17 protein-coding genes are annotated in these 22,704 nt (G+C 58.4%); 9 read left to right on the plus strand and 8 right to left on the minus strand.

Annotated features, from left to right (window positions below):
* Positions 1-311: 311 nt before the first annotated feature.
* Positions 312-1,214, minus strand: coding sequence for a LysR family transcriptional regulator (locus tag AC3ZVB_RS14555; RefSeq protein WP_490146904.1), 903 nt, complete (start codon positions 1,212-1,214; stop codon positions 312-314).
* Positions 1,215-1,373: 159 nt separating this feature from the next.
* Here AC3ZVB_RS14555 and AC3ZVB_RS14560 point away from each other — a divergent pair, with 159 nt between their 5' ends.
* From AC3ZVB_RS14560 to AC3ZVB_RS14570, 3 genes are all read left to right on the plus strand, one after another.
* Positions 1,374-2,675: an NAD(P)/FAD-dependent oxidoreductase gene (locus AC3ZVB_RS14560; protein ID WP_490146905.1), complete on the plus strand. Its 1,302-nt coding sequence runs from the start codon at positions 1,374-1,376 to the stop codon at positions 2,673-2,675.
* Positions 2,676-2,727: 52 nt separating this feature from the next.
* Complete coding sequence (locus AC3ZVB_RS14565; protein ID WP_162439765.1) at positions 2,728-3,816, plus strand: polyamine ABC transporter substrate-binding protein; 1,089 nt, start codon at positions 2,728-2,730, stop codon at positions 3,814-3,816.
* A 695-nt stretch (positions 3,817-4,511) separates the two neighbouring features.
* Positions 4,512-7,070 carry an EAL domain-containing protein gene (locus AC3ZVB_RS14570; RefSeq protein WP_490146906.1) on the plus strand — a complete coding sequence of 853 codons (2,559 nt, stop codon included), beginning with the start codon at positions 4,512-4,514 and terminating at the stop codon, positions 7,068-7,070.
* Between the two features lie 164 nt (positions 7,071-7,234).
* Here AC3ZVB_RS14570 and AC3ZVB_RS14575 read toward each other — a convergent pair whose 3' ends face one another.
* A complete protein-coding gene (locus AC3ZVB_RS14575) occupies positions 7,235-8,152 on the minus strand; it encodes a LysR family transcriptional regulator (protein WP_490146907.1) in 918 nt (305 codons plus the stop codon).
* 224 nt (positions 8,153-8,376) lie between these two features.
* Here AC3ZVB_RS14575 and AC3ZVB_RS14580 point away from each other — a divergent pair, with 224 nt between their 5' ends.
* Positions 8,377-9,006, plus strand: coding sequence for a hydrolase (locus tag AC3ZVB_RS14580; RefSeq protein ID WP_194692264.1), 630 nt, complete (start codon positions 8,377-8,379; stop codon positions 9,004-9,006).
* Positions 9,007-9,426: 420 nt separating this feature from the next.
* Here AC3ZVB_RS14580 and AC3ZVB_RS14585 read toward each other — a convergent pair whose 3' ends face one another.
* On the minus strand, positions 9,427-10,593 hold the full coding sequence (locus AC3ZVB_RS14585) for an MFS transporter (protein WP_490146908.1): 1,167 nt from the start codon (positions 10,591-10,593) through the stop codon (positions 9,427-9,429).
* A 94-nt stretch (positions 10,594-10,687) separates the two neighbouring features.
* Between AC3ZVB_RS14585 and AC3ZVB_RS14590 the strand changes: the two genes are divergently transcribed.
* From AC3ZVB_RS14590 to AC3ZVB_RS14600, 3 genes are all read left to right on the plus strand, one after another.
* Entirely contained in the window at positions 10,688-11,581 is an 894-nt protein-coding gene (locus tag AC3ZVB_RS14590; RefSeq protein ID WP_490146909.1) for a LysR family transcriptional regulator, read from the plus strand.
* Between the two features lie 648 nt (positions 11,582-12,229).
* On the plus strand, positions 12,230-13,288 hold the full coding sequence (locus AC3ZVB_RS14595; protein ID WP_490146910.1) for a Rieske 2Fe-2S domain-containing protein: 1,059 nt from the start codon (positions 12,230-12,232) through the stop codon (positions 13,286-13,288).
* Between the two features lie 74 nt (positions 13,289-13,362).
* The gene (locus AC3ZVB_RS14600; protein ID WP_490146911.1) at positions 13,363-14,313 is read left to right on the plus strand and encodes a PDR/VanB family oxidoreductase; all 951 of its coding nucleotides are present in this window, start codon (positions 13,363-13,365) and stop codon (positions 14,311-14,313) included.
* A gap of 9 nt (positions 14,314-14,322) precedes the next feature.
* On the opposite strand, the gene AC3ZVB_RS14605 is transcribed toward AC3ZVB_RS14600, so the two are convergent.
* The 4 genes from AC3ZVB_RS14605 to mhpT form a co-directional block, all read right to left on the minus strand.
* The gene (locus tag AC3ZVB_RS14605; protein ID WP_162441132.1) at positions 14,323-15,036 is read right to left on the minus strand and encodes a GntR family transcriptional regulator; all 714 of its coding nucleotides are present in this window, start codon (positions 15,034-15,036) and stop codon (positions 14,323-14,325) included.
* Positions 15,037-15,120: 84 nt separating this feature from the next.
* The gene (locus tag AC3ZVB_RS14610) at positions 15,121-16,371 is read right to left on the minus strand and encodes an OprD family porin (RefSeq protein ID WP_490146912.1); all 1,251 of its coding nucleotides are present in this window, start codon (positions 16,369-16,371) and stop codon (positions 15,121-15,123) included.
* A 68-nt stretch (positions 16,372-16,439) separates the two neighbouring features.
* Entirely contained in the window at positions 16,440-17,774 is a 1,335-nt protein-coding gene (locus AC3ZVB_RS14615; protein WP_490146913.1) for an MFS transporter, read from the minus strand.
* Between the two features lie 417 nt (positions 17,775-18,191).
* Complete coding sequence (gene mhpT / locus AC3ZVB_RS14620) at positions 18,192-19,409, minus strand: 3-(3-hydroxy-phenyl)propionate transporter MhpT (RefSeq protein WP_490146914.1); 1,218 nt, start codon at positions 19,407-19,409, stop codon at positions 18,192-18,194.
* 320 nt (positions 19,410-19,729) lie between these two features.
* Between mhpT and AC3ZVB_RS14625 the strand changes: the two genes are divergently transcribed.
* Positions 19,730-21,052 carry an OprD family porin gene (locus tag AC3ZVB_RS14625; RefSeq protein WP_490146915.1) on the plus strand — a complete coding sequence of 441 codons (1,323 nt, stop codon included), beginning with the start codon at positions 19,730-19,732 and terminating at the stop codon, positions 21,050-21,052.
* Positions 21,053-21,121: 69 nt separating this feature from the next.
* On the opposite strand, the gene AC3ZVB_RS14630 is transcribed toward AC3ZVB_RS14625, so the two are convergent.
* Positions 21,122-21,610: a MarR family winged helix-turn-helix transcriptional regulator gene (locus tag AC3ZVB_RS14630; protein ID WP_490146916.1), complete on the minus strand. Its 489-nt coding sequence runs from the start codon at positions 21,608-21,610 to the stop codon at positions 21,122-21,124.
* A gap of 212 nt (positions 21,611-21,822) precedes the next feature.
* Between AC3ZVB_RS14630 and AC3ZVB_RS14635 the strand changes: the two genes are divergently transcribed.
* Positions 21,823-22,653, plus strand: coding sequence for a p-hydroxycinnamoyl CoA hydratase/lyase (locus AC3ZVB_RS14635; protein WP_162438944.1), 831 nt, complete (start codon positions 21,823-21,825; stop codon positions 22,651-22,653).
* Positions 22,654-22,704 lie beyond the last annotated feature (51 nt).

A 22,704-nucleotide genomic window follows, 5' to 3' on the forward strand; every position in this document is an offset into this window, starting at 1 on the left:
GGGGGATTTATCTGTGGTGAGGGGATTTAGCTGTGGTGGGGGGATTTATCTGTGGTGAGGGGATTTATCTGTGGTGAGGGGATTTATCCCCGTTGGGCTGCGAAGCTGCCCCAGAACCTGCAACCGAGGGGTGTCAGGTACACCGCATGTGGTGGTTCTACGACTGCTGCGCAGCCGAACGGGGATAAATCCCCTCGCCACAGTATTGAGCACGCCTGAACAGTATTGAGCACACCTGAAGCTCTTCTTGAGTGCTCACCTGAAGCTCTTCTTCAGCGAGCAATACTGATCTGGGACGGGGGTATTAAAACTCAATATTCGCCCTGGTGCTGCCCGGCCTGCTGGGCGAACCATCCCATGATCAGCGAGCACGCAGGATGAGACGCGGCTGATGGTTGCGGGCAGAGCGAATAGACCCCTCCGGTCTTCAAGGGGCGGCCGAACGGGACAAGCAGCACGCCCCGTTCGATGGACTCTTCTGCCAGGGTCATGTCGGTCATGGCGACTCCCAGACCTCGCGCGGCGGCATCAAGCGCCAACTCATCGAGGTTGAAGTGGATGTGCCGGTAGTCCTCCAGCGACTTGCCGTTATTGGCTGCCAGCCAGTCAATCCACGCTTGCTTGTCCGCCGAACGATGGAGCAGGGGATAGCGTACAAGATCGTCCACTGATTCCAGGGGATGGGTTGAGTTGCCAAAGCCAGGGGCGCACACCGGCACCAGCGCTTCTTCGAACAACGTCAGGCAGGATGGATCGCTCGATGGCTCGGGCAGATAAAGGATGTAGGCGTCGCTGTCGCTGGCCGGCTCGACGACCTCGGTCGCCACGGTTTCGATCGACAGGGAAACGTCCGGGTGACACCGATAAAAGTCGCTCAACTTCGGCAGCAACCAACGCACCGCCAGCGACACGTGCATACGGATACGGAACGGGCGCTTTTGCGGTGCCAGGCGATCCTCAAGGGCTTTCAGCTGTTCGAGGATATGCCGCGCACTGGCGAGTACCTGTTCGCCCTCCGGGGTCAGTCGAAGGCTGCGACTGTTGCGCACGAACATCGAAACGCCAAAGTGATTTTCCAACTGCTGAATTTGCCGGCTCACGGCGCTTTGGGTCAGGCACAGCGTCTGCGCTGCTTGGGTAAAGCTGCCGGAGCCTGCGACTTCCACCAATGCCTGCAAGCCTTGGAGCGACGGAAGGTGGCGAATTTTATCCATGCGTTTTCTGAATACCTTGATGATTTAATAACGTTGGTTGTCGCCATGATCACCCTTTAGATTCTAGTCATAGCTACCGTCATCTCCAACCAGTCATGCGAATAGTGCATGAGCTAAAGGAATTGGATGGTTGGCCAAAGACAGTCAAAGAGGTGGTGCATGGAAAACGTATGTGGCTGGATTGCGCAGGCCGGGGATTCACCGGCTCGCGATCCACTGAACAGTCGGCAGCAGACGGATTGGCTGGTCATCGGCGCCGGCATCACCGGGCTGTGTGCCGCTCACGCCCTCGCGGACATGCATCCCCAGGCGCGCATCGTCATTGTCGACCGGCAACGAGCCGCGCAAGGCGCCTCCGCGCGCAATTCAGGTTTCGTCGTGGCCCATGAACACCCGGCCACTGCTGAACTTCAGGGCAACGCAGGATTTGCCGGCTTTCAGGTGGACACCTCGATTTCCCGCGCTGCCAGCGACGAAGTGCGCAAACGCATTGCCCTGCATGGCATCGAGTGCGATTTCCGTGAATCGGGCTATTGTTTCGCGGTCAGCGATCCGCGCAAATTGACCGATGTCGAGGCCAAGCTGCAAACACTGAGGGCCGTGGGCGCTTCTGCGCAGTTTCTGCAGGGTGAGCAATTGGTGCAGAAACTGGGCACCCGGCACTACCAGGCGGCGATCTGGTGCGGCAATGGCAATGCACTGCTGCAGCCGGCGAAGTACGTGAAAGGTTTGCTCGACGCACTCCCGGAGAACGTAACGCTGTTCGAAAACACCGAGATCACCGGTCTGGAGCGTACGAGCCACGGCCGCATTCGCGCCAACGGTCGTCATGGAAGTATTGAAGCGAAGCAGGTGGTGATTTGCCTGAATGCCTTTATCTCCCGTGCCGGTATCAGCGACAGCGGTACTTTCCCGATGGAACTGAGCGCCAGTTTGACGCGGCCACTCAGTGACGAAGAGTTCCAGGCGCTCGGTGCCGTCGAGCCATGGGGTGTGCTGTCCACCCGGCCACTGGGCGCCACGGTGCGATTGACCCCGGATCGTCGGGTGATGATTCGCAACACCGCGGAGTACCGCTCAAACGACTTGTCCCTCGCTGAGTTGTCGACTCGGCGCAAGCACCATGTGCTGGGTTTGCAGCGCCGTTTTCCGATGCTTGGCGAGCAGGACATCCAGTACACCTGGACCGGACACCTCAGCGCTTCACGCTCCGGCCAACCGTACTTTGGCAAGGTCGAGGAGGGCGTGTTCGCCGTGGCCGGGTGCAATGGCTCTGGCGTGGCGCGCGGCACGCTTTGGGGTCGGTTGCTGGCGGAACTGGCATCCGGGGCTGAATCGCCGATGCTGCATTCGGTCATTGAACGCGCCCAGCCTGGCTGGCTCCCGCCCAAACCCTTTCTCGACATCGGTGCCATGCTGCGCATGCGCGTAGAGGCCGCTCGAGCCCGATCTGAAGTCTGACCCCCCCGTTAACACCCACAATAAAAGCACTTCATAACGAAGGTGATCGAACATGCGCGTCAACACAGTTTCCCTGGTGGCACTTCTCTCGACGTTTTGCGCGGGCGCTTACGCTGACGAAACCGTCAATATCTCCAACTGGAACGGCTACATCGCCGACGACACCCTGACCACCTTCACCAAGGAGACAGGGATCAAGGCCACTTACGACATCCACGACAGCAACGAAGTGCTGGAGTCCAAGTTAATGACGGGTAACACCGGTTATGACGTGGTCAGCCCGTCGAACCACTTCCTGTCTCGGCTGATCAAGGCCGGCGCTATCCAGAAGCTCGACCGCAGCCAGTTGCCGAACTGGAAAAACCTCGACCCGGCGCTGATGCAAAAACTGCAAGTCAACGATCCCGGCAATCAGTACGGCTACCCGTACATGTGGGGCACCGCCGGCATCGGCTACAACGTCGAGAAGATCAAGGCCCTCTTCGGCAATACCGACGTGACCCGTTCCTGGAGCCTGTTTTTCGACGAAGCCAACATCAAGAAGCTCAGCGAATGCGGCGTGGCGATTATCGACAACCCGACGCAAGTCTTGCCGATCACGCTCAACTACCTGGGGTTGCCACCTCACAGCCACGAGCCGCAGGATTACAAGAAAGCCGAGCAGGCGCTGCTCAAGATCCGGCCTTACGTGCAGTACTTCCACGCCTCGAAGTACATCAGCGATCTGGCTAACGGTAATGTCTGCGCGGTGATCGGTTTCAACGGCGACATCGTGCAGGCCGCCGCTAGCGCCAAGGAAGCCAAAAACGGAATCGACATTGCCTATTCGATTCCGCAGGAAGGTTCGACACTGTGGTTTGACATGGTGGTGATGCCCAAGAATGCGCCTCATGAGAAGAACGGCTACACCTACATGAACTACTTGCTGACCCCGCAAGTGATCGCCAACATCAGCAACAGCATCCACTACGCCAACCCCAATGCGGCGGCCGATGCTTATGTGGTGCCAGCGGTGAAAGAGGACCTGGCGATCTACCCGCCGAAAGACGTCATGGACAAGTTGTTCACCGTCGAGGATCTACCGGCTTCCATCGCACGGTTGACTACTCGGCTGTGGACCAGGCTGAAAACCAATACCTGACACCCTGACCCGCAGCGATCTGAAACGCCTCTATCAATCGGCCAATTGCACTTTCATCTGAAAATCCCCAGCCATGTCCTTGACCGGCCCGCTTTCCACAAATAGTCGAATGAGTCGTTCGTGTAACTCGGGCTCAACAAACTCTTGACGGTCTCCACCTGAATCCTCGTCCAGACCCATCTTGTGCCGGAGCGTCGGCTAATGCCGACGCTCTGGATTGCAGCTTGAGCCCTATGCCTGTCTCAGGGATGTGCTCTTGCATCTGCCGACGCAAGAGCGATATCGGACAATTGCTGCCGCATCAGTGGGTGCCGTTTTGACATGAGCAAGGTGGGTTGGCAGACACAACGATCTTGCGATTCCGTTGCTCAATTTTCCTCGTTTTTCAGCTCGCCCTTTGATTTGAATCAAGCCTTTAGAGGTGCAGTAGTGGCATATTGATTTCGGCAGAAGACCGATACTTTTACTAATAAAGAGACTGGCCGCATGCTGATCCTCCAATCGCCTCCAAAAGCCCTTCTGCACGCCTCAGCCCTTTCGTCGTGCCGTTCCAATCTCACCTTCAAGCCCGCTAGTAACTCCTCATTCGTTTGAATTGACCGCATCCGAAAGGCGGCTGAGTTCCTGTCGCCCAGCGTTTGATGTTTGGGAAGGAACCCAGTCCCTCATTTCCTCGCAATCGGTAGATCACCGCTATGTTGAACCGTAACGATCTCTCGCAAGTCTTCATCCAGACCCTGGAGCAAAGCGTTGACAGTGTCGTGGTCATCGATAGCCAAAACCGGATCATTCTGTTTAATGCAGCTTCGCAAAAGCTCTGGGGATACGACAGTGCCGAGGTCATGGGCCGCAATGTTGAACAACTGGTCCCGAAACTGATTCGACCTCTGCATGACAGCTACATCGAAGCGAACCGCCGCACCGGAATCAACAAAATTGTCGGTACCAGTCGAGATGTGTCGATCGAATGCAAGGATGGCAGCCGGCGATGGGGGTCGATGTCCATCTCCAAAATCGAGGCGCAAGGGCAGATCCTCTACGCCGCGTTTATCAAAGACATTACCCTGCAGCATGAAGAGCAACATCGGTTGTACTTGTTGTCCTTGGTGGTTGATACCACCGAGAACGCAATTATCATCACTGACGCGTCATGGGCGATCATTTACGTCAACGACGGCTTCACGCAAATGTTCGGTTACAGTGTCCAGGACGTCATCAGCAAAACGCCCATCGAAGTGCTGGCGCCGTACTTCACGCAATCGCGTGTAGCCGCAATCCGCCGCCTGCTCACAAAGGGTAATGCCTATCACGGTCAGGAATTCGGCTATGACCGCGACGGCCAGCGGGTGTGGTGCAACATCACAACGTACCCGGTTCACGATGCTCAGGGCCACCTGACCAACACCGTGAGTGTGATGATCGATGTGACCCAAACGCGCATGCATGAAGTGTTGCGCCACAAGATGCTCGAAGCGATGGTTCGCGAAGAGTCGCTGGACACCTTGATGAATTTGGCGTGTGTGGAGGTGCAGCGAATTGCGCCAGAAGTGATCGCGACAATATTGCAGGTCGATAGGCAAGGGTTATTGCATACGTTAGCCGCGCCCGGTCTTCCAATCGCGTATTCCCGGGCGCTGGATGGAACGGCAATCGGGCCGGAATGCGGATCTTGCGGCGCGGCGGCGTTCAGTGGCGAACCGGTTATGGTCAGCGACATCGCCTCCCACCCGTTCTGGGTCGGATTCCGTGACCTGGCGCTGTCGCTCGGGCTGAAGGCATGTTGGTCGACGCCGATAAAATCCAGCGATGGGCGCGTATTGGGGACGTTCGCGTTCTATTACCGCGACGCTCGTGAGCCTGGACCGCTTCACCATCTGCTGGTCAAGGCGTGCATTCATTTGTGCGCCTTGGCGCTGGAGCGTGAAGAGTCGCGTCTGCACATTCGCCAACTGGCGTTTTATGACGACCTGACCGGACTGGCCAACCGCAACTTGTTGCATGCCCGGGCGGAACAGGCTATCGCTCAAGCCTCTCGGCATAAATCGAGTCTGGCCGTGGTATTCATCGATCTGGATCGATTCAAGCAGGTCAACGATTCCCTGGGCCATCCCGCCGGTGATGAGTTCTTGCGCGTCATCGCTCATCGATTGTCCGAGCGTCGCCGGGAAAACGATATTGTCAGCCGCCTATCCGGCGATGAATTCGTCCTGGTGCTGCCTCAGTGCACGATGGCACATGCCACCCATGTAATCGAAAAATTGAGAGCACAGCTGACCGCGCCTTGCCAGATCTCGGGAGTGACACTCAATCCATCGATGAGTATCGGCGTCAGTATGTTTCCGGATGACGGTCGTACGATGGAGGTGTTACTGCATCGTGCCGATATGGCGATGTATCAAGCCAAGACCAGCGGCCGCGGGCGTGTGTGCTTTTTCAGTGATGGACTGGATCAACTGGCGCAAGGGCGTTTGCGTCTGGAAGTGGCTTTACGTGAAGCGATTGATGGCGAAGCCCTGCATTTGGTTTATCAGCCGCAGATCGACCTTGACGGGTCCGAGCTTTATGGCATTGAGGCCCTTGCGCGATGGACTCATCCCCAATTAGGGGAAGTTTCGCCTGCGTGTTTTATTCCGTTGGCGGAAGAATGCGGCTTGATCGGTGAATTCAGCTTATGGGCATTGCGTGAGGCTTGCCGCCAATTGGCTGCCTGGCGCAAGCAAGGGCTACGGATTCCGACCGTATCGGTGAACATGTCGCCGACCAATTTTCATAATCGCAATCTTTCAAGCATCGTCGCCAGGACACTTGAGCAACATGGTTTGCAGGCAAAGGACCTGACGCTGGAGATTACCGAAAGTGTGCTGATGGACACCAATCCCGACACCCTGACCACGATTGAAGAGGTGCATGCGCTGGGTATCAGCCTGGCGATGGATGATTTCGGCACGGGTTATTCCAGCCTGAGTTATTTGCGGCGTATGCCGATCCAGGAACTCAAGCTCGATCGCAGCTTTGTGCATGATCTGGAAAACAACACAACTACTCAGGCACTGAGCGAGGCCGTCATTCGCATCGGCGAAAGTTTGCAATTAAGAGTAGTGGCCGAGGGGATCGAGACATTGGCGCAGCAGCGCATTCTGCAAAGCCAGGGATATCGGATCGCTCAAGGATTTCTGATTTCCAGGCCTTTGGAAGCAGGTGATTTGGGGCGTTGGCTGGAAAACCGCTATGCGTTGGCTGAGCCCGCCGAGTAATCCGGATTGGATTGTGCGACTGAAGACTGACCTAAAGCTACGCCTGCTCAATTTTTTGAGCAGGAGAACCGGGATGACCGCTACTGGCCGATTTCTGCCTGTCGTGAAGGGCAGAAATCGACCCATAGCTGCCGGCGGTGATAGTCAAAAACGGCCAGAAACAGTCATGAGGCAGACTCGGGGGGAAAGGTAGAGGCGGCCCCTGCAAAGTGTGGAGACTTTCCGAAGTACTCGATCAGGAGTTCGGTGAGGACACGGATCTTCCGCGCGGGATGCTGACCTGGAGGACGGACCAAATACGCTCCCGCGGGAGGCGGTGGATAACTCGTCATGATTGGCACCAGTGCCTCGGAGGCGAGGCTGTCATGGGTGAGGCTATCGGGCAGGTAAGCGACCCCCAGCCCTGCTATGGCGGCGGCGACAAGCGCGACGCCGTTGTCGGCCTTGAATCGCCCCTGAGGGCGAACCGAAATAACCTTGCCACCATCCATAAACTGCCAGGCCTCAGTGCTCTGCATCAAGGCTTGATGGGAGGCCAGTTCGTCCGGCCGTTGCGGTGAGCCATAGACCTTGATATAGCCTGGGCTCGCGACCAGCTGGACTCCGATCGGGCCCACACGTCTGCCGATAAGGTTGGAGTCAGGAAGGTAACCAACCCGTATGCCACAGTCGTATCCCTCGGCAATGAGATCTACAAAGCGATCGGTGTAGCAGGTCTGGATATTCAGTTGTGGGTGTCTGCGCGCCATCTCTGCCACCACCGGGGCGATATGCGTCGGTCCGAAAGACAGCGGTGCGGCAACGCGCATACGACCACGCAGGGGGCCCGCGGGCAGAATTGCTTCCCGTGCTAATTCAATCTCGGCACACACCTTGGCGGCATGTTCGCGGAACGTAGCACCGGCTTCTGTCAGCGCCGCGCCACGGGTGGACCGTGTCAGCAACTGCACGCTAAGCTCCGTTTCCAGACGCGCCAGCCTGCGACTGACGATCGACTTGGATACTCCAAGCCGAAGCGCAGCAGGCGAAACGCCTCCGGCATCGGCAACCTCGACAAATGTCCGTAGCTCTTCGATATCCAATTCGGCGTTCCCCTTCTCGCTGCACAGCTAGTCGAGCAATGCTACTACCGGTGCGCTTAAGGGAACAGCAAAATGCCGCTCACAGGCAACGACGCCGCTGACGCATGGCTTGTTAACGGCTCGCCCCTTACTCGCAGCAGTGTCAGGTTCGTGATCGTCGCCTCAGCGCGTGAGATATCCAGCCCAACTGCACGCGTGGATCACATCCATAACGAGGACTAGCTATGACGAGCGAAACGATCCGCAACCCCCACACCGACCAACTCCTGACGCCGGATAACTCGGCTTTTATCATCATCGACTACCAGCCGGTCCAGGTGTCCTCGATCCGCTCGATGCCGCGCGAGGAACTGGTGTTCAACATCACAAGCGTCGCCAAGGCGGCGGTTAACTTCAATCTCCCCATCATTCACTCGACCGTCAACGTCGGCACCGGTCGCAACAAGCCGCCCATTCAGCAACTGCAAGACGTGCTCGGCCACTTGCCTACCTACGACCGCACCTCGATCAATAGCTGGGAAGACAGCGAATTCAAGCAGGCGGTTAAAGCCTGCGGGCGCCGCAAACTGATCATGACCGCGCTGTGGACCGAAGCCTGTCTGGCCTTCCCGGTACTCGACGCGATCCAAGAAGGTTATGAGGTCTATATTCCGGTCGATGCGGTCGGTGGAACCTCCCTTGCCGCGCACGACGCAGCATTGCGCCGCATGGAGCGGGCGGGGGCGAAACTGATCAGTCGCGTACAGATGTACTGCGAATTGCAGCGCGACTGGGCGCGTGAAGCGAGCATTCCGGGCTTCATGGGCGTGTTCGAAAACTTCGACGGCTTCAACGCCGAAAAAAAGGCCCTCTAAATAGGAGCAGAGGCCACCAGCCTCGCTAACGAATGAAGGTGACACTCAATGTGACCGTCACCTTCATTGCAGCAAGACATGCGCTTTCCACCCTTGGGGTTGTATGCCTGGCGAGTTCGAGCAGGGCGAGATAGCCACCGAGGGAGACTATATCGACTGACCGCTTTTGGCCGATAGCCGCCTGTCCCCAAGGGCCGTATCGACCGAAGCGGACGCTCAACAAACCTGCTTTCACGGCATCTCAAGTTCCACGACGCAACGGCGATGGTGTTCATTCGAGTAGTCGGCGATAGCATCCATGGTGTAGCCCTCGAATTGAAGGGGCTGACGCTAGCGCCTTGGCGTGGGTAATGCCCACTGTCTCTTTTTGGCCGCTACTCGTCATTCATCAAGGGTGACTACAGCCCCCTCACATCATCGTCACGCCACCGCAGCTGCAATCGATCTGGAACGCCAGGCAAACGCCAATACCATCAGCAGCCCCAGACCCGCCATTGCCGCTCCGGCCAGGGAAATCGCCGGATAACCCAGCCCGGCATTGATCACCGCTCCCCCGAGCGCCGCACCGATCGCGTTGCCGAAATTGAAGGCGCCGATGTTCATCGCCGAGGCCAGATTGGGCGCGTCCTTGGCAGCCTCCATGACGCGCATCTGCAGCGGCGGCACCAGGGCGAAGCTGGCGATACCCCATATCAGGATGGCAACGGCGGTCGGCAGCGGCCAACGCATCAGTACGGTGAACGCCAGCGAGACGAGAATCAGCACGCTCAGCGAAATGATCAGGGTGCGATCTATCGAGCGGTCAGCGGCCTTGCCGCCCCACGTGTTGCCCAGCGTCAATCCCACGCCGAACAGCACCAGCATGGCGGTGATGTAGGCGGTGGACGCATGAGTCTCGCTGCTGAGGATCGGTGCGATGTAGGTGAAGACGGTAAACATTGCACTCGAGCCGACTACGGTGAGGGCCAGCGCCCCCAGCACCGGGCCACGGCCCAGTACCCGAATTTCGGCCATTACACCGACGCTTTGCGGCGCCTTCAGGTTGGGCAGGGCGAACCATAACGCGGCCATGGTCATCACGCCGAGGCCGGTAATTCCCCAGAAAGCGGTGCGCCAGCCGAACAGTTCGCCAAACCAGGCGGCCATCGGCACACCGCCGATGGTCGCCAGGGTCAGGCCCATGAACATCGCCGCAACCGCCCCGGCACGTTTCTCCGGGGCGACCACGCTGGCGGCGACGATGGAACCAACGCCAAAGAACGCACCGTGGTTCAGTGAGGTCACCACCCTGGCGACCATGAGGCTGTAGTAATCGGTAGCCAGGGCCGACATCAGATTGCCCAGGGTGAAAATCGCCATGAGTCCGATCAGCAGATAGCGCCGGGGAATCCTGCCGGTGGTCAGGGTCATCAGCGGTGCGCCGAGCAATACGCCCAGAGCGTAAGCACTGACCAACAGACCGGCGGCGGGAATGGAAACGCCGAGATCCGCAGCGATGCCCGGCAACATGCCCATGGGGGCGAACTCGGTAACGCCGATGCCAAAGGCACCAATGGCGAGTGCAACAAGGGGTGGATTGATACGCATGGAAGGCTCCTTATCTATGCCGCCAATGCTACGATCCAGGCTTTTAAGGCACTAGACGTCATTTCTGGCAATCACCTTTGCGTAAGGAGCACAAGTGGACTTCAATGGCAGGTCAGGAGAAATGGACGTGTTCGCCACCGTGGCGCAGGAAGGCAGCCTATCGGCCGCGGCGCGTGCCTTGGGGCTGACGCCCTCGGCGGTCAGCCGGATCATCGCGCGTACCGAACAACGTCTTGGCACCCGCCTGCTGTTGCGCACCACCCGAGCGATCACCTTCACCGCCGAGGGCGAGGCTTTCCTGCGCGGCGCCCGACGTATCCTGGCCGACATGGCCGAGGTCGAAGAAGCCATCGCCGACCAGGGCGTACCCAGGGGGCGATTGCGAGTCAGCGCCGCCCTTGGCCATGGGCGGCTGGCAATCGTTCCCTTGGTGGCAGCATTCAGCGCCCGTTACCCGAACATCGTCGTCGACCTCACCCTTGGCGACGAAGTCGTCGACATTCTCGGCGGTCAGGCCGACGTCGCGGTGCGCTTTGGCCATCTGCCCGACAGCCCGCTGACCGCGCGCAGGATCGGCGACACCGGCCAGGTAGTGGTGGCATCGCCCGAGTATCTGCAGCGCCACGGCATCCCCGAGGAACCAGAAGACCTGCTTCGGCACAACTGCCTGCGCTTCAACTTCCGGCGTGCCGAACCCAACTGGCCGTTCATCCGCGAAGGAAAAGAGTTTTCCCTGAAGGTCAGCGGCAACATCGAATGCAGCAGTGGTGAAGCGCTGGCACAACTCGCGCGAGTAGGCGCCGGCATTGCGCGTATCGGCGAGTTCAGCGTGAGCGAAGATCTGCAGCGCGGTGATCTGATACCGCTGCTGGAAGCCTGGAACCCTGGCGACCAGGAACCGATTCATGCGGTGTTCGCAGGTGGCTCGGCAATGCCGGCGCGGGTGCGATTGTTCGTGGACTTCTTGCTGGAACATCACCGGATGTAAGCGCAGGCGTAAGATGATATTTGCGGGTACTTGTGATGTTGAAGTGACCAAAACATTTTTGGGTGCACTATCAATAAGTAGTTTGCCTTGCTGGAACAATCGTGAGCTCTGGCATTGATGGGGCGTCCTCACGTCTTAAATGGCCGTCGTGAAGGACCGCTTTTGGCGGTTTTCTGCCCGTCGTGAGAGGCAGAAAACGACCCCAAGCCGCCATTCAGGACGCTCCTGAGCACATCAGTGGTTGCCTGCGATGAAGGGCTCCCCAATAGTCAACTGATCTGTCGGTACACCTTTGTTGTGCGCATTGAGAATCCCAGGAAATGCGGCAACCCCATCCATAAAATTAGCGTCCGAATGGATCTCGTCATTCGGTTCGCATTCTCAGTGTCTCTTGCGCGCTCACCAGTCGTGCCTGCACTTCCTCCAATCCTGCTTCACGCTTACAGCGTCGAATGCGTCAACCAGTGCTCCGTGTTTCCTGCGATCTCGAATTGCAGCCTCGTCATTGCCAGTCCTGCAAGGGGGATGTGTCACGGCCTATTATTATTTATGGATCCATTAAAGTTTTCCTGATGCGTTTATGTTGACTTCAGTGAGGATTATGCAATTTAATGGATCCATAATAACAAGCCTGTGCTGGAGATCTGCATGTATCCAAAAAACACCTGGTATGTTGCCTGCACCCCCGACGAGATCGCCTCAAAGCCACTGGGGCGGCGAATATGCGGTGAGAAAATCGTTTTCTATCGAGGCCTTGAAGGGCGCGTTGCCGCCGTCGAGGATTTTTGCCCACATCGCGGCGCGCCCCTTTCCCTTGGTTATGTCGACAATGGCAACCTGGTTTGTGGCTACCACGGCCTGGTCATGGGCTGTGACGGCAAGACCGTCGAAATGCCAGGTCAGCGCGTACGGGGCTTTCCGTGCAACAAGACTTACGCGGTTGAAGAGCGTTACGGCTTCATTTGGGTCTGGCCTGGGGAGCAGGACAAGGCTGATCCTGCTCTGATCCATCATTTGGAATGGGCTGTCAGTGATGAGTGGGCCTACGGCGGTGGGCTGTTCCATATCAATTGCGACTATCGACTGATGATCGATAACCTGATGGATCTCACCCACGAAACCTACGTGCACGCCTCGAGTATTGGCCAGAAAGAGATCGATGAAGTGGCGCCGGTCACCACTGTCCAGGGTGACGAGGTGGTCACCGCGCGGCACATGGAAAACATCATGGCGCCGCCGTTCTGGCGCATGGCCCTGCGTGGCAACAATCTGGCCGACGACGTGCCGGTAGACCGTTGGCAGATCTGCCGCTTCAGTCCGCCCAGCCACGTGTTGATCGAGGTGGGCGTGGCCCACGCCGGCAAGGGCGGTTACAACGCCGAGCCGCAGTACAAGGCCGCGAGCATCGTGGTCGACTTTATTACTCCGGAAACCGAGACGTCGATCTGGTACTTCTGGGGCATGGCGCGCAATTTCAATCCCCACGACGAAGCACTGACGGCCACCATCCGAGAGGGCCAGGGCAAGATTTTCAGTGAAGACCTGGACATGCTCGAACAGCAGCAGAAGAACCTGCTGGCCAATCCCGAGCGCAACCTGCTCAAGCTCAATATCGATGCCGGTGGTGTGCAATCCCGGCGCGTGCTGGAACGCCTCATCGCCCGTGAGCGCGCGCCAGCTGTCGAGCTTATTGCCACGGCCAACTAGCTCAAGCGCCAGGCCAGTCCACTCCCATTGATCCTGTTTGCGGCCACTCCGGTGGCCGGTCTTGAAGGTGCGCCATGATTGAAGTCGTCGTGACATCCCGCAACAACGAAGCGCTGGATATCTGCAGCTACGAGTTGACCTGTGCCCAAGGTGGGGCATTGCCCGGCTTCAGTGCCGGGGCCCATATCGACGTGCACCTGCCCGGCGGACTGATCCGCCAGTACTCGCTGTGCAATCACCCGCAAGAGCGCCATCGCTACCTGATTGGCGTGCTCAAAGACGTCGCCTCGCGTGGCGGTTCCCAGAGTCTGCATGAGCTGATCAACAGCGGAGATCGGCTGTTCATCAGTGAGCCGCGCAACCTGTTCCCGCTGGTGGCCGAGGGGCGGCGCAGCCTGTTGTTTGCTGGCGGTATCGGCATTACCCCGATTCTGTGCATGGCCGAGCACCTGGCCCACAATGGTGCCGATTTCGAGCTGCACTATTGTGCTCGCTCCAGTGAACGGGCGGCTTTTGTCGAGCGACTCAAAGGGGCCTCCTTTGCCGATCGCGTGCACCTGCATTTCGATGAAGAGGCCGATTCGCGCCTGGATGCCGCCGAGGTCCTGGTCAATCCGCAGCCTGACGTGCACCTGTATGTCTGCGGCCCTTCAGGGTTCATGCAGCATGTGCTCGACAGCGCCAAGGCCCAGGGCTGGAGCGACGAGCACTTGCACCGTGAATACTTCGCCGCGGCGCCGGTGGATACCAGTGCCGATGGGTCGTTCCAAGTCAAGCTGGCCAACAGTGGGCAGGTGTTCGACATTCCGGCCGACAAGACGGTGGTCCAGGTGCTGGAAAGTCACGGTGTCGAGATTGCCATTTCCTGTGAGCAGGGTGTCTGCGGAACCTGCCTGACCCGTGTCCTGGAAGGGGTGCCGGATCACCGCGACCTGTTCCTCACCGAAGACGAGCAGGCGGCCAATGATCAGTTCACGCCCTGCTGTTCAAGGGCCAAATCCGCGCTATTAGTGCTGGACCTCTGAACCAGTCAATCATTCGCCCCGCGCGATCACCTTCATCCGATCGGTGTTGCTGATCGCACCGAATACCTCGGCGTATCTCAGTGTGGCATTGGCGTGTTCACGCATGATGGCCTCAGCGCGTGCGCCCTGGCGGCTGACCAGTGCGTCGAAGACCGAGTGGTGTTGCATGTGCGCGAAGTTGAAGCGCCGGTATTCACGTGCCATATCCTGGCGGTCGATCGCCAGCGCTGACACTGAAGCAAAGGGACGATGGTCGTTGCGCGCCAAGGCTTCGGCAATCGCCGGGTTGGCGCTGCTTTCGACGATCACATGGTGAAAGCGCATGTTGAGGTCATGGAATACCTCGAGGTCTTCTTCAGTCACGTAACCCTTGTCGAACAAGGTATCGCCTTGCACCAGGCATTCGCGCAGCGCCGCCTGTGCTTGCTCACTCAATCCGCGTTCAGCGCTCTGCCGAGCCGCCAGACCTTCCAGAACTCCGCGCACTTCCACGGCGCCGGCGATATCTTCGGCACTCACCGAGCGCACCTGATAACCCCGTCCACCATGGCGCACCAGCAAGCCTTCCTGTTCCAGGGTAAGGAAGGCCATGCGCACCGGCATGCGCGAGACGCCGAAGCGTTCCGCCGTCGGAATCTCCATCAGCCGTTCGCCGGCCGCCAGCTCGCCCGAGGCGATCATTTTTCGCAGTGCGACTAGCACCATTTGACCCGGTTTGCTCATGCAGGCGACTTCCAGAGGGGGTTCGCCATAGTAACGCAAGGAGGGGGGAGATGCAGGGGCGACAAGCGCCCCCGGGCGATAGGATCAGAGTGACAACGGGTAGCTGACGATCACGCGGGTCTGATCGAAGTCGCTGTTGAAACTACGACGGTTGGTAGCGTTGTTGACCCGCATGCTGAGATTTTTCAGCGGGCCACTTTGCAGGGTGTAGCTGACCTCGGTGTCACGTTCCCATTCCTTGCCATTGCTGCCGGCCTTGGTGGTGGCGTTGTCGCCGTGACCATAGCGGGTCATCAGCAGCAGGCCGGGAATGCCGACGGCGACGAAGTTGTAGTCATAACGCGCCTGCCAGGAACGCTCGTCGGCGTTGCTGAAGTTGCCGTTGAACATGTCGTTGCCAAGGGTGCGCCCACTGCTGCCATATACGGACATCCAGCCGGTATCGCCGCTGACCTTTTGCAGCCCCAGATACAGCGTGTGGCCACCCAGATTGGCGGAGAACAATCCGTAGGCGGTATGGCTTTGCACATTGCCGATCAGGGCGCTGCCGTCATCCTTGTCGATGAAATAGCCCAGGTTCGCGCCGAGGGTCCAGTCACCGAATTTCTCTTTATGCAGCAGGTTCAGATAGCTTTGCTGATAGATGTCTTCGAGCTGCGAGTGCCAGGCGCCGATCAGGGTCCGTTGTTCGTTGAAGCGGTATTCGGCGCCCGCATAGTTGAAGCTGTCCGACATGACGGTGGGTGCAGCCCAAGCCGAGAGGTCTTGCATGTCTGAAGAGTTGCGCAGGCTCACAGCGGTGTATTGACCTGCTTGCAGGTTCAGGCCGGGAAGCTCCCGGGACACCAGCATGGCGCCCTGAAAGGTCTGTGGCAGCAGGCGTCCGTCATCGTAGCGCAGCAGGGGAATATCCGGCATGAGCTCGCCTAGCATCAGTTCTGTGTCGGAAATACGCATTTTTGCTGCCAGTCCCGCGCGCCCGTAGTCGTCGGCGGAGTGACCATCGTCGTGCACCGGTAGCAGCTCCGAACCGCTGCGTTGAGGGCCGCTGTCGAGCTTGACGCCCAGCATCGCTATACCGTCAATGCCAAAACCGACAATGCCCGGGGTGTAGCCGGAACTGAACTTGAGGATCGCGCCCTGGGCCCATTCTTCGATCTTGCTCTTGCTGGCGCCAGGATCGTTGAAATCACGATTGAAATAGTAATTTCGCAGCATCAGGCTGGTCTTGGAATCCTCAAAAAAACCACCGCTTTCAGCGTGCGCCGAAGGAATCAGGGCAAGCGCGATTGCACCGCCGAGCAGCGCCCGGGGAGGGAGAGAAAGGTAAGTCATTATTGTTTTTTTTCCTGGAGGATGTAGTCAGTAGCGGGGGCGGCCCCCGCTACCTCATTGCACAGGTGTCAGGCCCGGCTGAGTTGGGCGCCAGGCTGTGGCTGGGCGGCAGGCCGCAATGCCAGAAGCACAGCGGCGGCGATGACGAAAACCACGGCAAACACCCCATACAGGTGCAGGGGTTGCCAGCCGCTGTCTAGCAACAGTCCTGCGACGGTCGGCGAAAGAATCGCGCCGATGCGTCCGATACCGATGCCCCAACCAACCCCCGTCGCGCGCACCGAAGCGTCATAGACAATCGGCGACAAGGCGTACAAGCCAGCCACGCAACCGTTGGCGAACAGCCCGATCAGTAGACCCAGACCGAGTGCCATCGATACCGATGACGCGGAGCCGACGAACAGTACCAGCAGCCCCGCGGTAATCAGCATGAACAGCGACAGCACGCGAGTCAGCCGCCAGCGCGAGGCCAGGCCGCCAATCAGTGCGGCACCAAAGATTCCGCCGACGCTCAGCAGTACGCCGCCGCTGATGCCTTGCTGTGCCGATAGCCCTGCCGAGACCAGCAGCTTCGGCGTCCAGCTCATCACGAAGTAGAAGCCGAACATCACCAGGAAAAACAACAACCAGATCAGCAGGGTAGTGCGCCGTGAATCAGGTGAGAGCAACTGCGCCAGGCGGCCGCGGCCAGAAGTCGGCGCCAGGGTGGCGACGGGCAACTCGCGCAGTACGGGCTGGCCCAGGCGGGCGGCCAGTCGATTGATGCGCACCAAGGCATTCTCGGGGCGGCGGGCGATCAGAAAGTCCAGCGACTCAGGTAAGTACAGCAACACCAGGGGAATCACCGCCAAGGTCGCGGCGCCACCAAAGATGAATACCGATCGCCAGCCAAAGTGCGTCAGCAGCCACACCGACAACAAGCCCCCAAGCGTCGCGCCCAAGGCATAACCGGTGGATTGCAGGCTCACCGCCAACCCTCGCCAGCGTTTATTGGCGTACTCACTGGCAATCACGTTACTGCTGGCCAGGATTCCGCCAATACCCAGGCCGGTCAGCCCACGCAGTAGCGCCAGGTGTACTGGCGTCTGGCTCAGGGCTGACAACAGCATGCCGACCCCCGAAAGCAGCAAGCAAAAGAGGATCAGCGGCCGGCGACCGAAGCGATCCGCCCATGGCGCAATGAACAGAGAGCCTGCCGCCATGCCAAACAGTCCGGCACTCAACAGCAGGCCGATTTGTGCACCGTTCAAGCCCCATTCCGCGGATACCGATGAGGCCGTGAAGGCCATCACCAGCACGTCGAAGCCATCGATCATGTTCAGGACAATACAGATTCCCACGGCCAGCCATTGGAAACGCGCCATTGGCTGCTCGTCCAGTACGCTCTTCAGGTCGACACTCATGGCTGCCCCTCGACATGAGGGTGGGTAAAGGTAAAGCGAGAAAGGCACACGAAGCTGGATGCAAGCCGAAGCCTGGACCCGATAGAGAAATCACTCATCACGACACCCTTGTTATTTTTATGAGCGGGCAGGCGCTACACCTGACACCGTGCGGCGCCAGTCAATCAATTTATGGATCCATTGAAAAGTGATTGCGGAAAGGTTGTTGTTGTATTTTGTCCTATAGATATATAAATACGTTTAAAAACAGATAGTTATCTTAAACACAAAGTGTTCGATTATCGATCATGTGTAGATGTTACTTAGAAAGGATCCATTGGCGCTGCGTGAAATCCGGTGCACGTTGACGCTCAAGAGGGGACGGCGGTCGTGAAACCGCCTGATTTCGCTAGAAAGTTGAAAACTTCGAAGGGGTGCTCAACTGGCGGTATTGAGTGGAGCTTCAGTGGTAGAACTGGAGCGGGCGATCACGGTGATGATCGACAAGGCGGCGATCACCAGTCCGGGTGAAGTCGCCAACAGCACGCCAGTAGTGCCGGCACCGACGGCAAGGAGTTGCCCGGCGGCCAAGGGGCCTGCCACTGAACCCAAGCGACCAATGGCCACGGCCGCGCCGACGCCGGTGGCACGCACTGCGGTCGGGTAGGACGGCGGTGCCAGGGCATAGAGCACCAGTTGCGCAGCCATGACGAAAAGCCCGGCGGCAAACCCTGCGATCGACATTGGCACGATGCCGATAGACAGGCCGACCCCGGCCAGCGCCGCCAGCAACCCGACATACACGAACAGCACGACCTTCAGGCCGTTGCAACGGTCCAGAAGCAGGCCGCCGAGCAGCGAGCCGAGGGCGCCACCGATGTTGAACAGCATCTGGATCATGCCCGCCTGTGGTTTGCTGAAGCCCTGTTCCAGCAGTAATGAAGGGAGCCAGTTGAGCAGCATGTACATCACGGTCAAGGTGAAGAAATAGCTCATCCATAAGGCAAGCGTGTTGCGTGTGCGGCCTTCGCCGAACAGCGCCTGTGCGGTGGAGGGCCTTGGGATGCCCGTTGCGCAATTTTGCTGGCGGAAGGCGGTGGACTCGGGCAGCAGCAGTGCCATCAGCGGTACCACCAGCAAGGGCACCAGGCCGCCGATGATGAAGGTGGTTTGCCAGTGTTCGCTGGAAAACATCGCCACTACCGCAGCGAGCGCGCCGCCCAGGGGCACGCCGCAATACATGACGCTGATAGCGGTGCCGCGGTTGCGTTCGCTTACGGCCTCGGCGCACAAGGCTATAAGGTTGGGCAGGGCGGCACCCAGGCCCAAACCGGTCATGAAGCGCACCAGCAACAGGCTGGAGTAGCTCCCGACATAGGCAGTGCAAAGGGAAAACAAGCCGAACAGCAGCACTGCACCGACGAGGATTTTCTTGCGGCCGATGCGATCGGCGATCCAGCCGCCAAAAAATGCCCCGGGCAGCAGGCCGATGATCCCGGCGCTGAACACCCAGCCCATCATCTTCGGGTCCAGGGCAAAACTCTGGCGCAGCCCGGCGGCAGTGGTGCCGGCGGCCTGCAGATCGAAACCCTCTATCAGCGCAACGATAAAGCACAAAGCGATTGTCAGCGTCGAACGACGCGATGGACTGTCCATGGGTGAACCTCATTGTTATTTTTTTTGTGGAGTCGAGCCGCCACATCGCACTGGGGCTGGCTGCTGATTATTAAGATAACAAAGATAACTAAAAGATGAAGCGTTCCAATAAAAATTGAAAAAATAGTAAAAACACCATCTAGGTCAATAAGTTAGGTGCTGATCAATAGTTAATCATAAAAATAGATAATAATATTAATGTTCGATTATCGGTCATTTACGATTGACAGGTGTCATTGGCTGTTTCCATTCTCTGTTCGCGAAGCCGGTTGCACAGCGCTCCCTGGCAGCACTGACAATAATAAAAATGGAAAACAGACATGCCCAAACTCCCTCTGGACGCCGTTGCGACGACGTCAGCCACCTGTGTGCCTGGTATCAACCGAAGGTTGCTCCTGGCGCTGCTCGGTTTAAGCGTTCTGCCCACCCAGCTGCGCGCCGCGGGCTTTATCGAAGACAGCCATGGCACCTTGACCCTGCGTAATTACTACCTGGATCGCCAATACAAAGACGATGGAACCAAGACCGCTGCCCAGGAGTGGGCTCAGGGTTTCATCATGAACATGGAATCGGGATTTACCGAAGGGCCGCTGGGTTTCGGACTGGACGTTCGGGGGCTGCTGGGGGTCAAGCTCGACTCCGCGCCGGATCGTAGCGGCACCGAGTTGTTGCCGGTGTCGGCCAGCGACAACCGAGCGGCGAATGACTATTCGCGCCTGGCCCCGACCGGCAAGCTGCGTTTTGCTCAAACCACGGTGAAGTCCGGGGATGTGTCGATCTTCCTGCCCTTTGCTTTTGCCAGTCCCTCGCGACTGCTGCCCCAAACCTTTCGCGGTACCACTCTCAGCTCCAGGGACATCGATGGCCTGACGCTGAACACCGGGTACATCGATCGCATCGATAAGCGCAATTCCACGAACTATGAGGCGATGACCATCGCTGCGCCCAATCGGAGGTTCAACGCTGCTGCCACGACCTCGCACATGGCTTATCTGGGCGGCGATTATCAGGTCAACAAGGCGCTGAGCCTGCGTGTTTACCACGCCGAGGTGGCCGACTTGTATCAGCAGGACACGTTTGCGTTATTGCATGACCTGCCGCTGGGCGGGGGGGTATTGACCAGCGACCTGCGCAGTTTTTTCAGTCGCGAGGACGGCAGTTCCAAAGCGGGTGAAGTGGACAATCGCAACGTCTCCGGACTGTTCAGCTACCGATATGGCGGGCACCGTTTTGGTGTCGGCTATATGCATTCCAGTGGCGACACGGCGACACCGTACATCTCTGGAACAGAGTTGATGGGGATGAGTGAGCTGACCATGGCGTCGGACTTTCTCAATGCCAAGGAGCGCACGTGGCAGGCCATCTATGACTATGACTTTGCCGCGTCCGGAGTCCCCGGGCTGAGAGGCCGGTTGCGTTATCTGCGCGCTGACAATATCGAGCTGCAAGCCTTCAACGCCGAGGACCGCAAGGAGCGTGAGTTTCAGATGGAGCTGGGCTACGTGGTGCAGAGCGGTCCGCTGAAAGACGTTGCACTGGTGGCGCGCAAGGCGATCTACCGCAATGATTTCCCGACCGGTGCAGCATTTCGCGATGAAAACCAGACCCGGTTTCTGGTGATCTACACCTTGCCGATCTGGTAACCCTTGGGTCACCCAGGCCTCTCACCGACACGTTCCTTTTTTTGAGGGGGGCGTGTCGGCGCTGCGCGGTCACTCCTGATAAATCTTCTTGAGCAGACGCAGTAGCTCTTCGCGTTCTTGATTGTCCAGGGCTGCGGTGGCGTCCAGGTCGCTTTGCGCGGCGATCTGATTCAGTTCCTTGAGCAGGGTCTCGCCGGTCTTGCTAAGAAAAATCCCGTAAGAGCGTTTGTCCGGCTTGCAACGCACACGCACTGCCAACGCACGGCTTTCCAGTTTATTGAGCAGCGGCACTACTTGGGGCGGCTCGATGGTCAGTGCCCGTGCCAGATCTGCCTGCATCAGGCCGGGGTTCTGATTGATGATCGCCAGGGCCGAGAATTGAGCGGGTCGCAGATCGTGGGCCGACAGGCGGCTAATCAGGTTCTGGAACAGTTTGAGTTGCGCGCGGCGCATGGCGTAGCCGATCAGGTCGTTCAGCGCCGAATCGAGAGGTGCCTGCATCTCGACGTTGGTCGACGGTGCCTCGATCGATTCGGCGAGGGGGGAGGGCTTGGCCATTGCAGGTGAGTCCTGAGTATTGGGAGTTAACAAGGCTATCTATTTTGCCGGCGTTGACCGGTGATTGCTATGACCAATGTTGCTTGGCGTCTAAAAAGCAAGGGCTTTCAGAAGGACAAAAAATGGTTAATTCAATTAATAGTTAATTGACATAACTAATTTGGTGATTTAATTTCCAGTCATCTTCACTCCCAGAACAAGAGAGCATCGTCATGAGTAACTACGAAGGTCGCTGGACAACGGTCAAAGTGGAAATCGAGGAAGGCATCGCGTGGGTCATCCTCAACCGTCCGGAAAAACGCAACGCCATGAGCCCGACCCTGAACCGCGAGATGATCGATGTTCTGGAAACGCTGGAACAGGATCCGGACGCCGGTGTACTGGTGCTGACCGGTGCGGGCGAAGCCTGGACTGCCGGGATGGATCTCAAGGAGTACTTCCGCGAGGTGGACGCTGGCCCGGAGATTCTTCAGGAGAAAATCCGCCGTGAAGCCTCGCAATGGCAATGGAAGCTGTTGCGCATGTACGCCAAGCCGACCATCGCCATGGTCAACGGCTGGTGTTTCGGTGGCGGCTTCAGCCCCCTGGTGGCCTGCGACCTGGCGATTTGCGCTGACGAAGCGACCTTCGGTCTTTCGGAAATCAACTGGGGTATCCCGCCGGGCAATCTGGTAAGCAAGGCCATGGCCGACACCGTGGGCCATCGCCAGTCGCTTTACTACATCATGACGGGCAAGACATTTGGTGGGCAGAAAGCCGCGCAGATGGGCCTGGTCAATGAAAGCGTACCTCTGGCGCAACTGCGCGAAGTCACCGTGGAGCTGGCGCGTAATCTGCTGGAGAAAAACCCGGTGGTGCTGCGAGCGGCCAAGCATGGTTTCAAACGCTGCCGTGAACTGACCTGGGAGCAGAACGAGGATTACCTGTATGCCAAGCTCGATCAGTCACGCCTGCTTGACACCGAAGGCGGCCGTGAACAAGGCATGAAGCAATTCCTCGACGACAAGAGCATCAAGCCCGGCCTGCAAGCGTACAAACGCTGAGGTGCTTACGTTCAAATCGTTCCTATGCATTCCCGTTAAAGTCTATAAAGA

It is taken from the genome of Pseudomonas sp. MDV22-iso1, assembly GCF_058145095.1.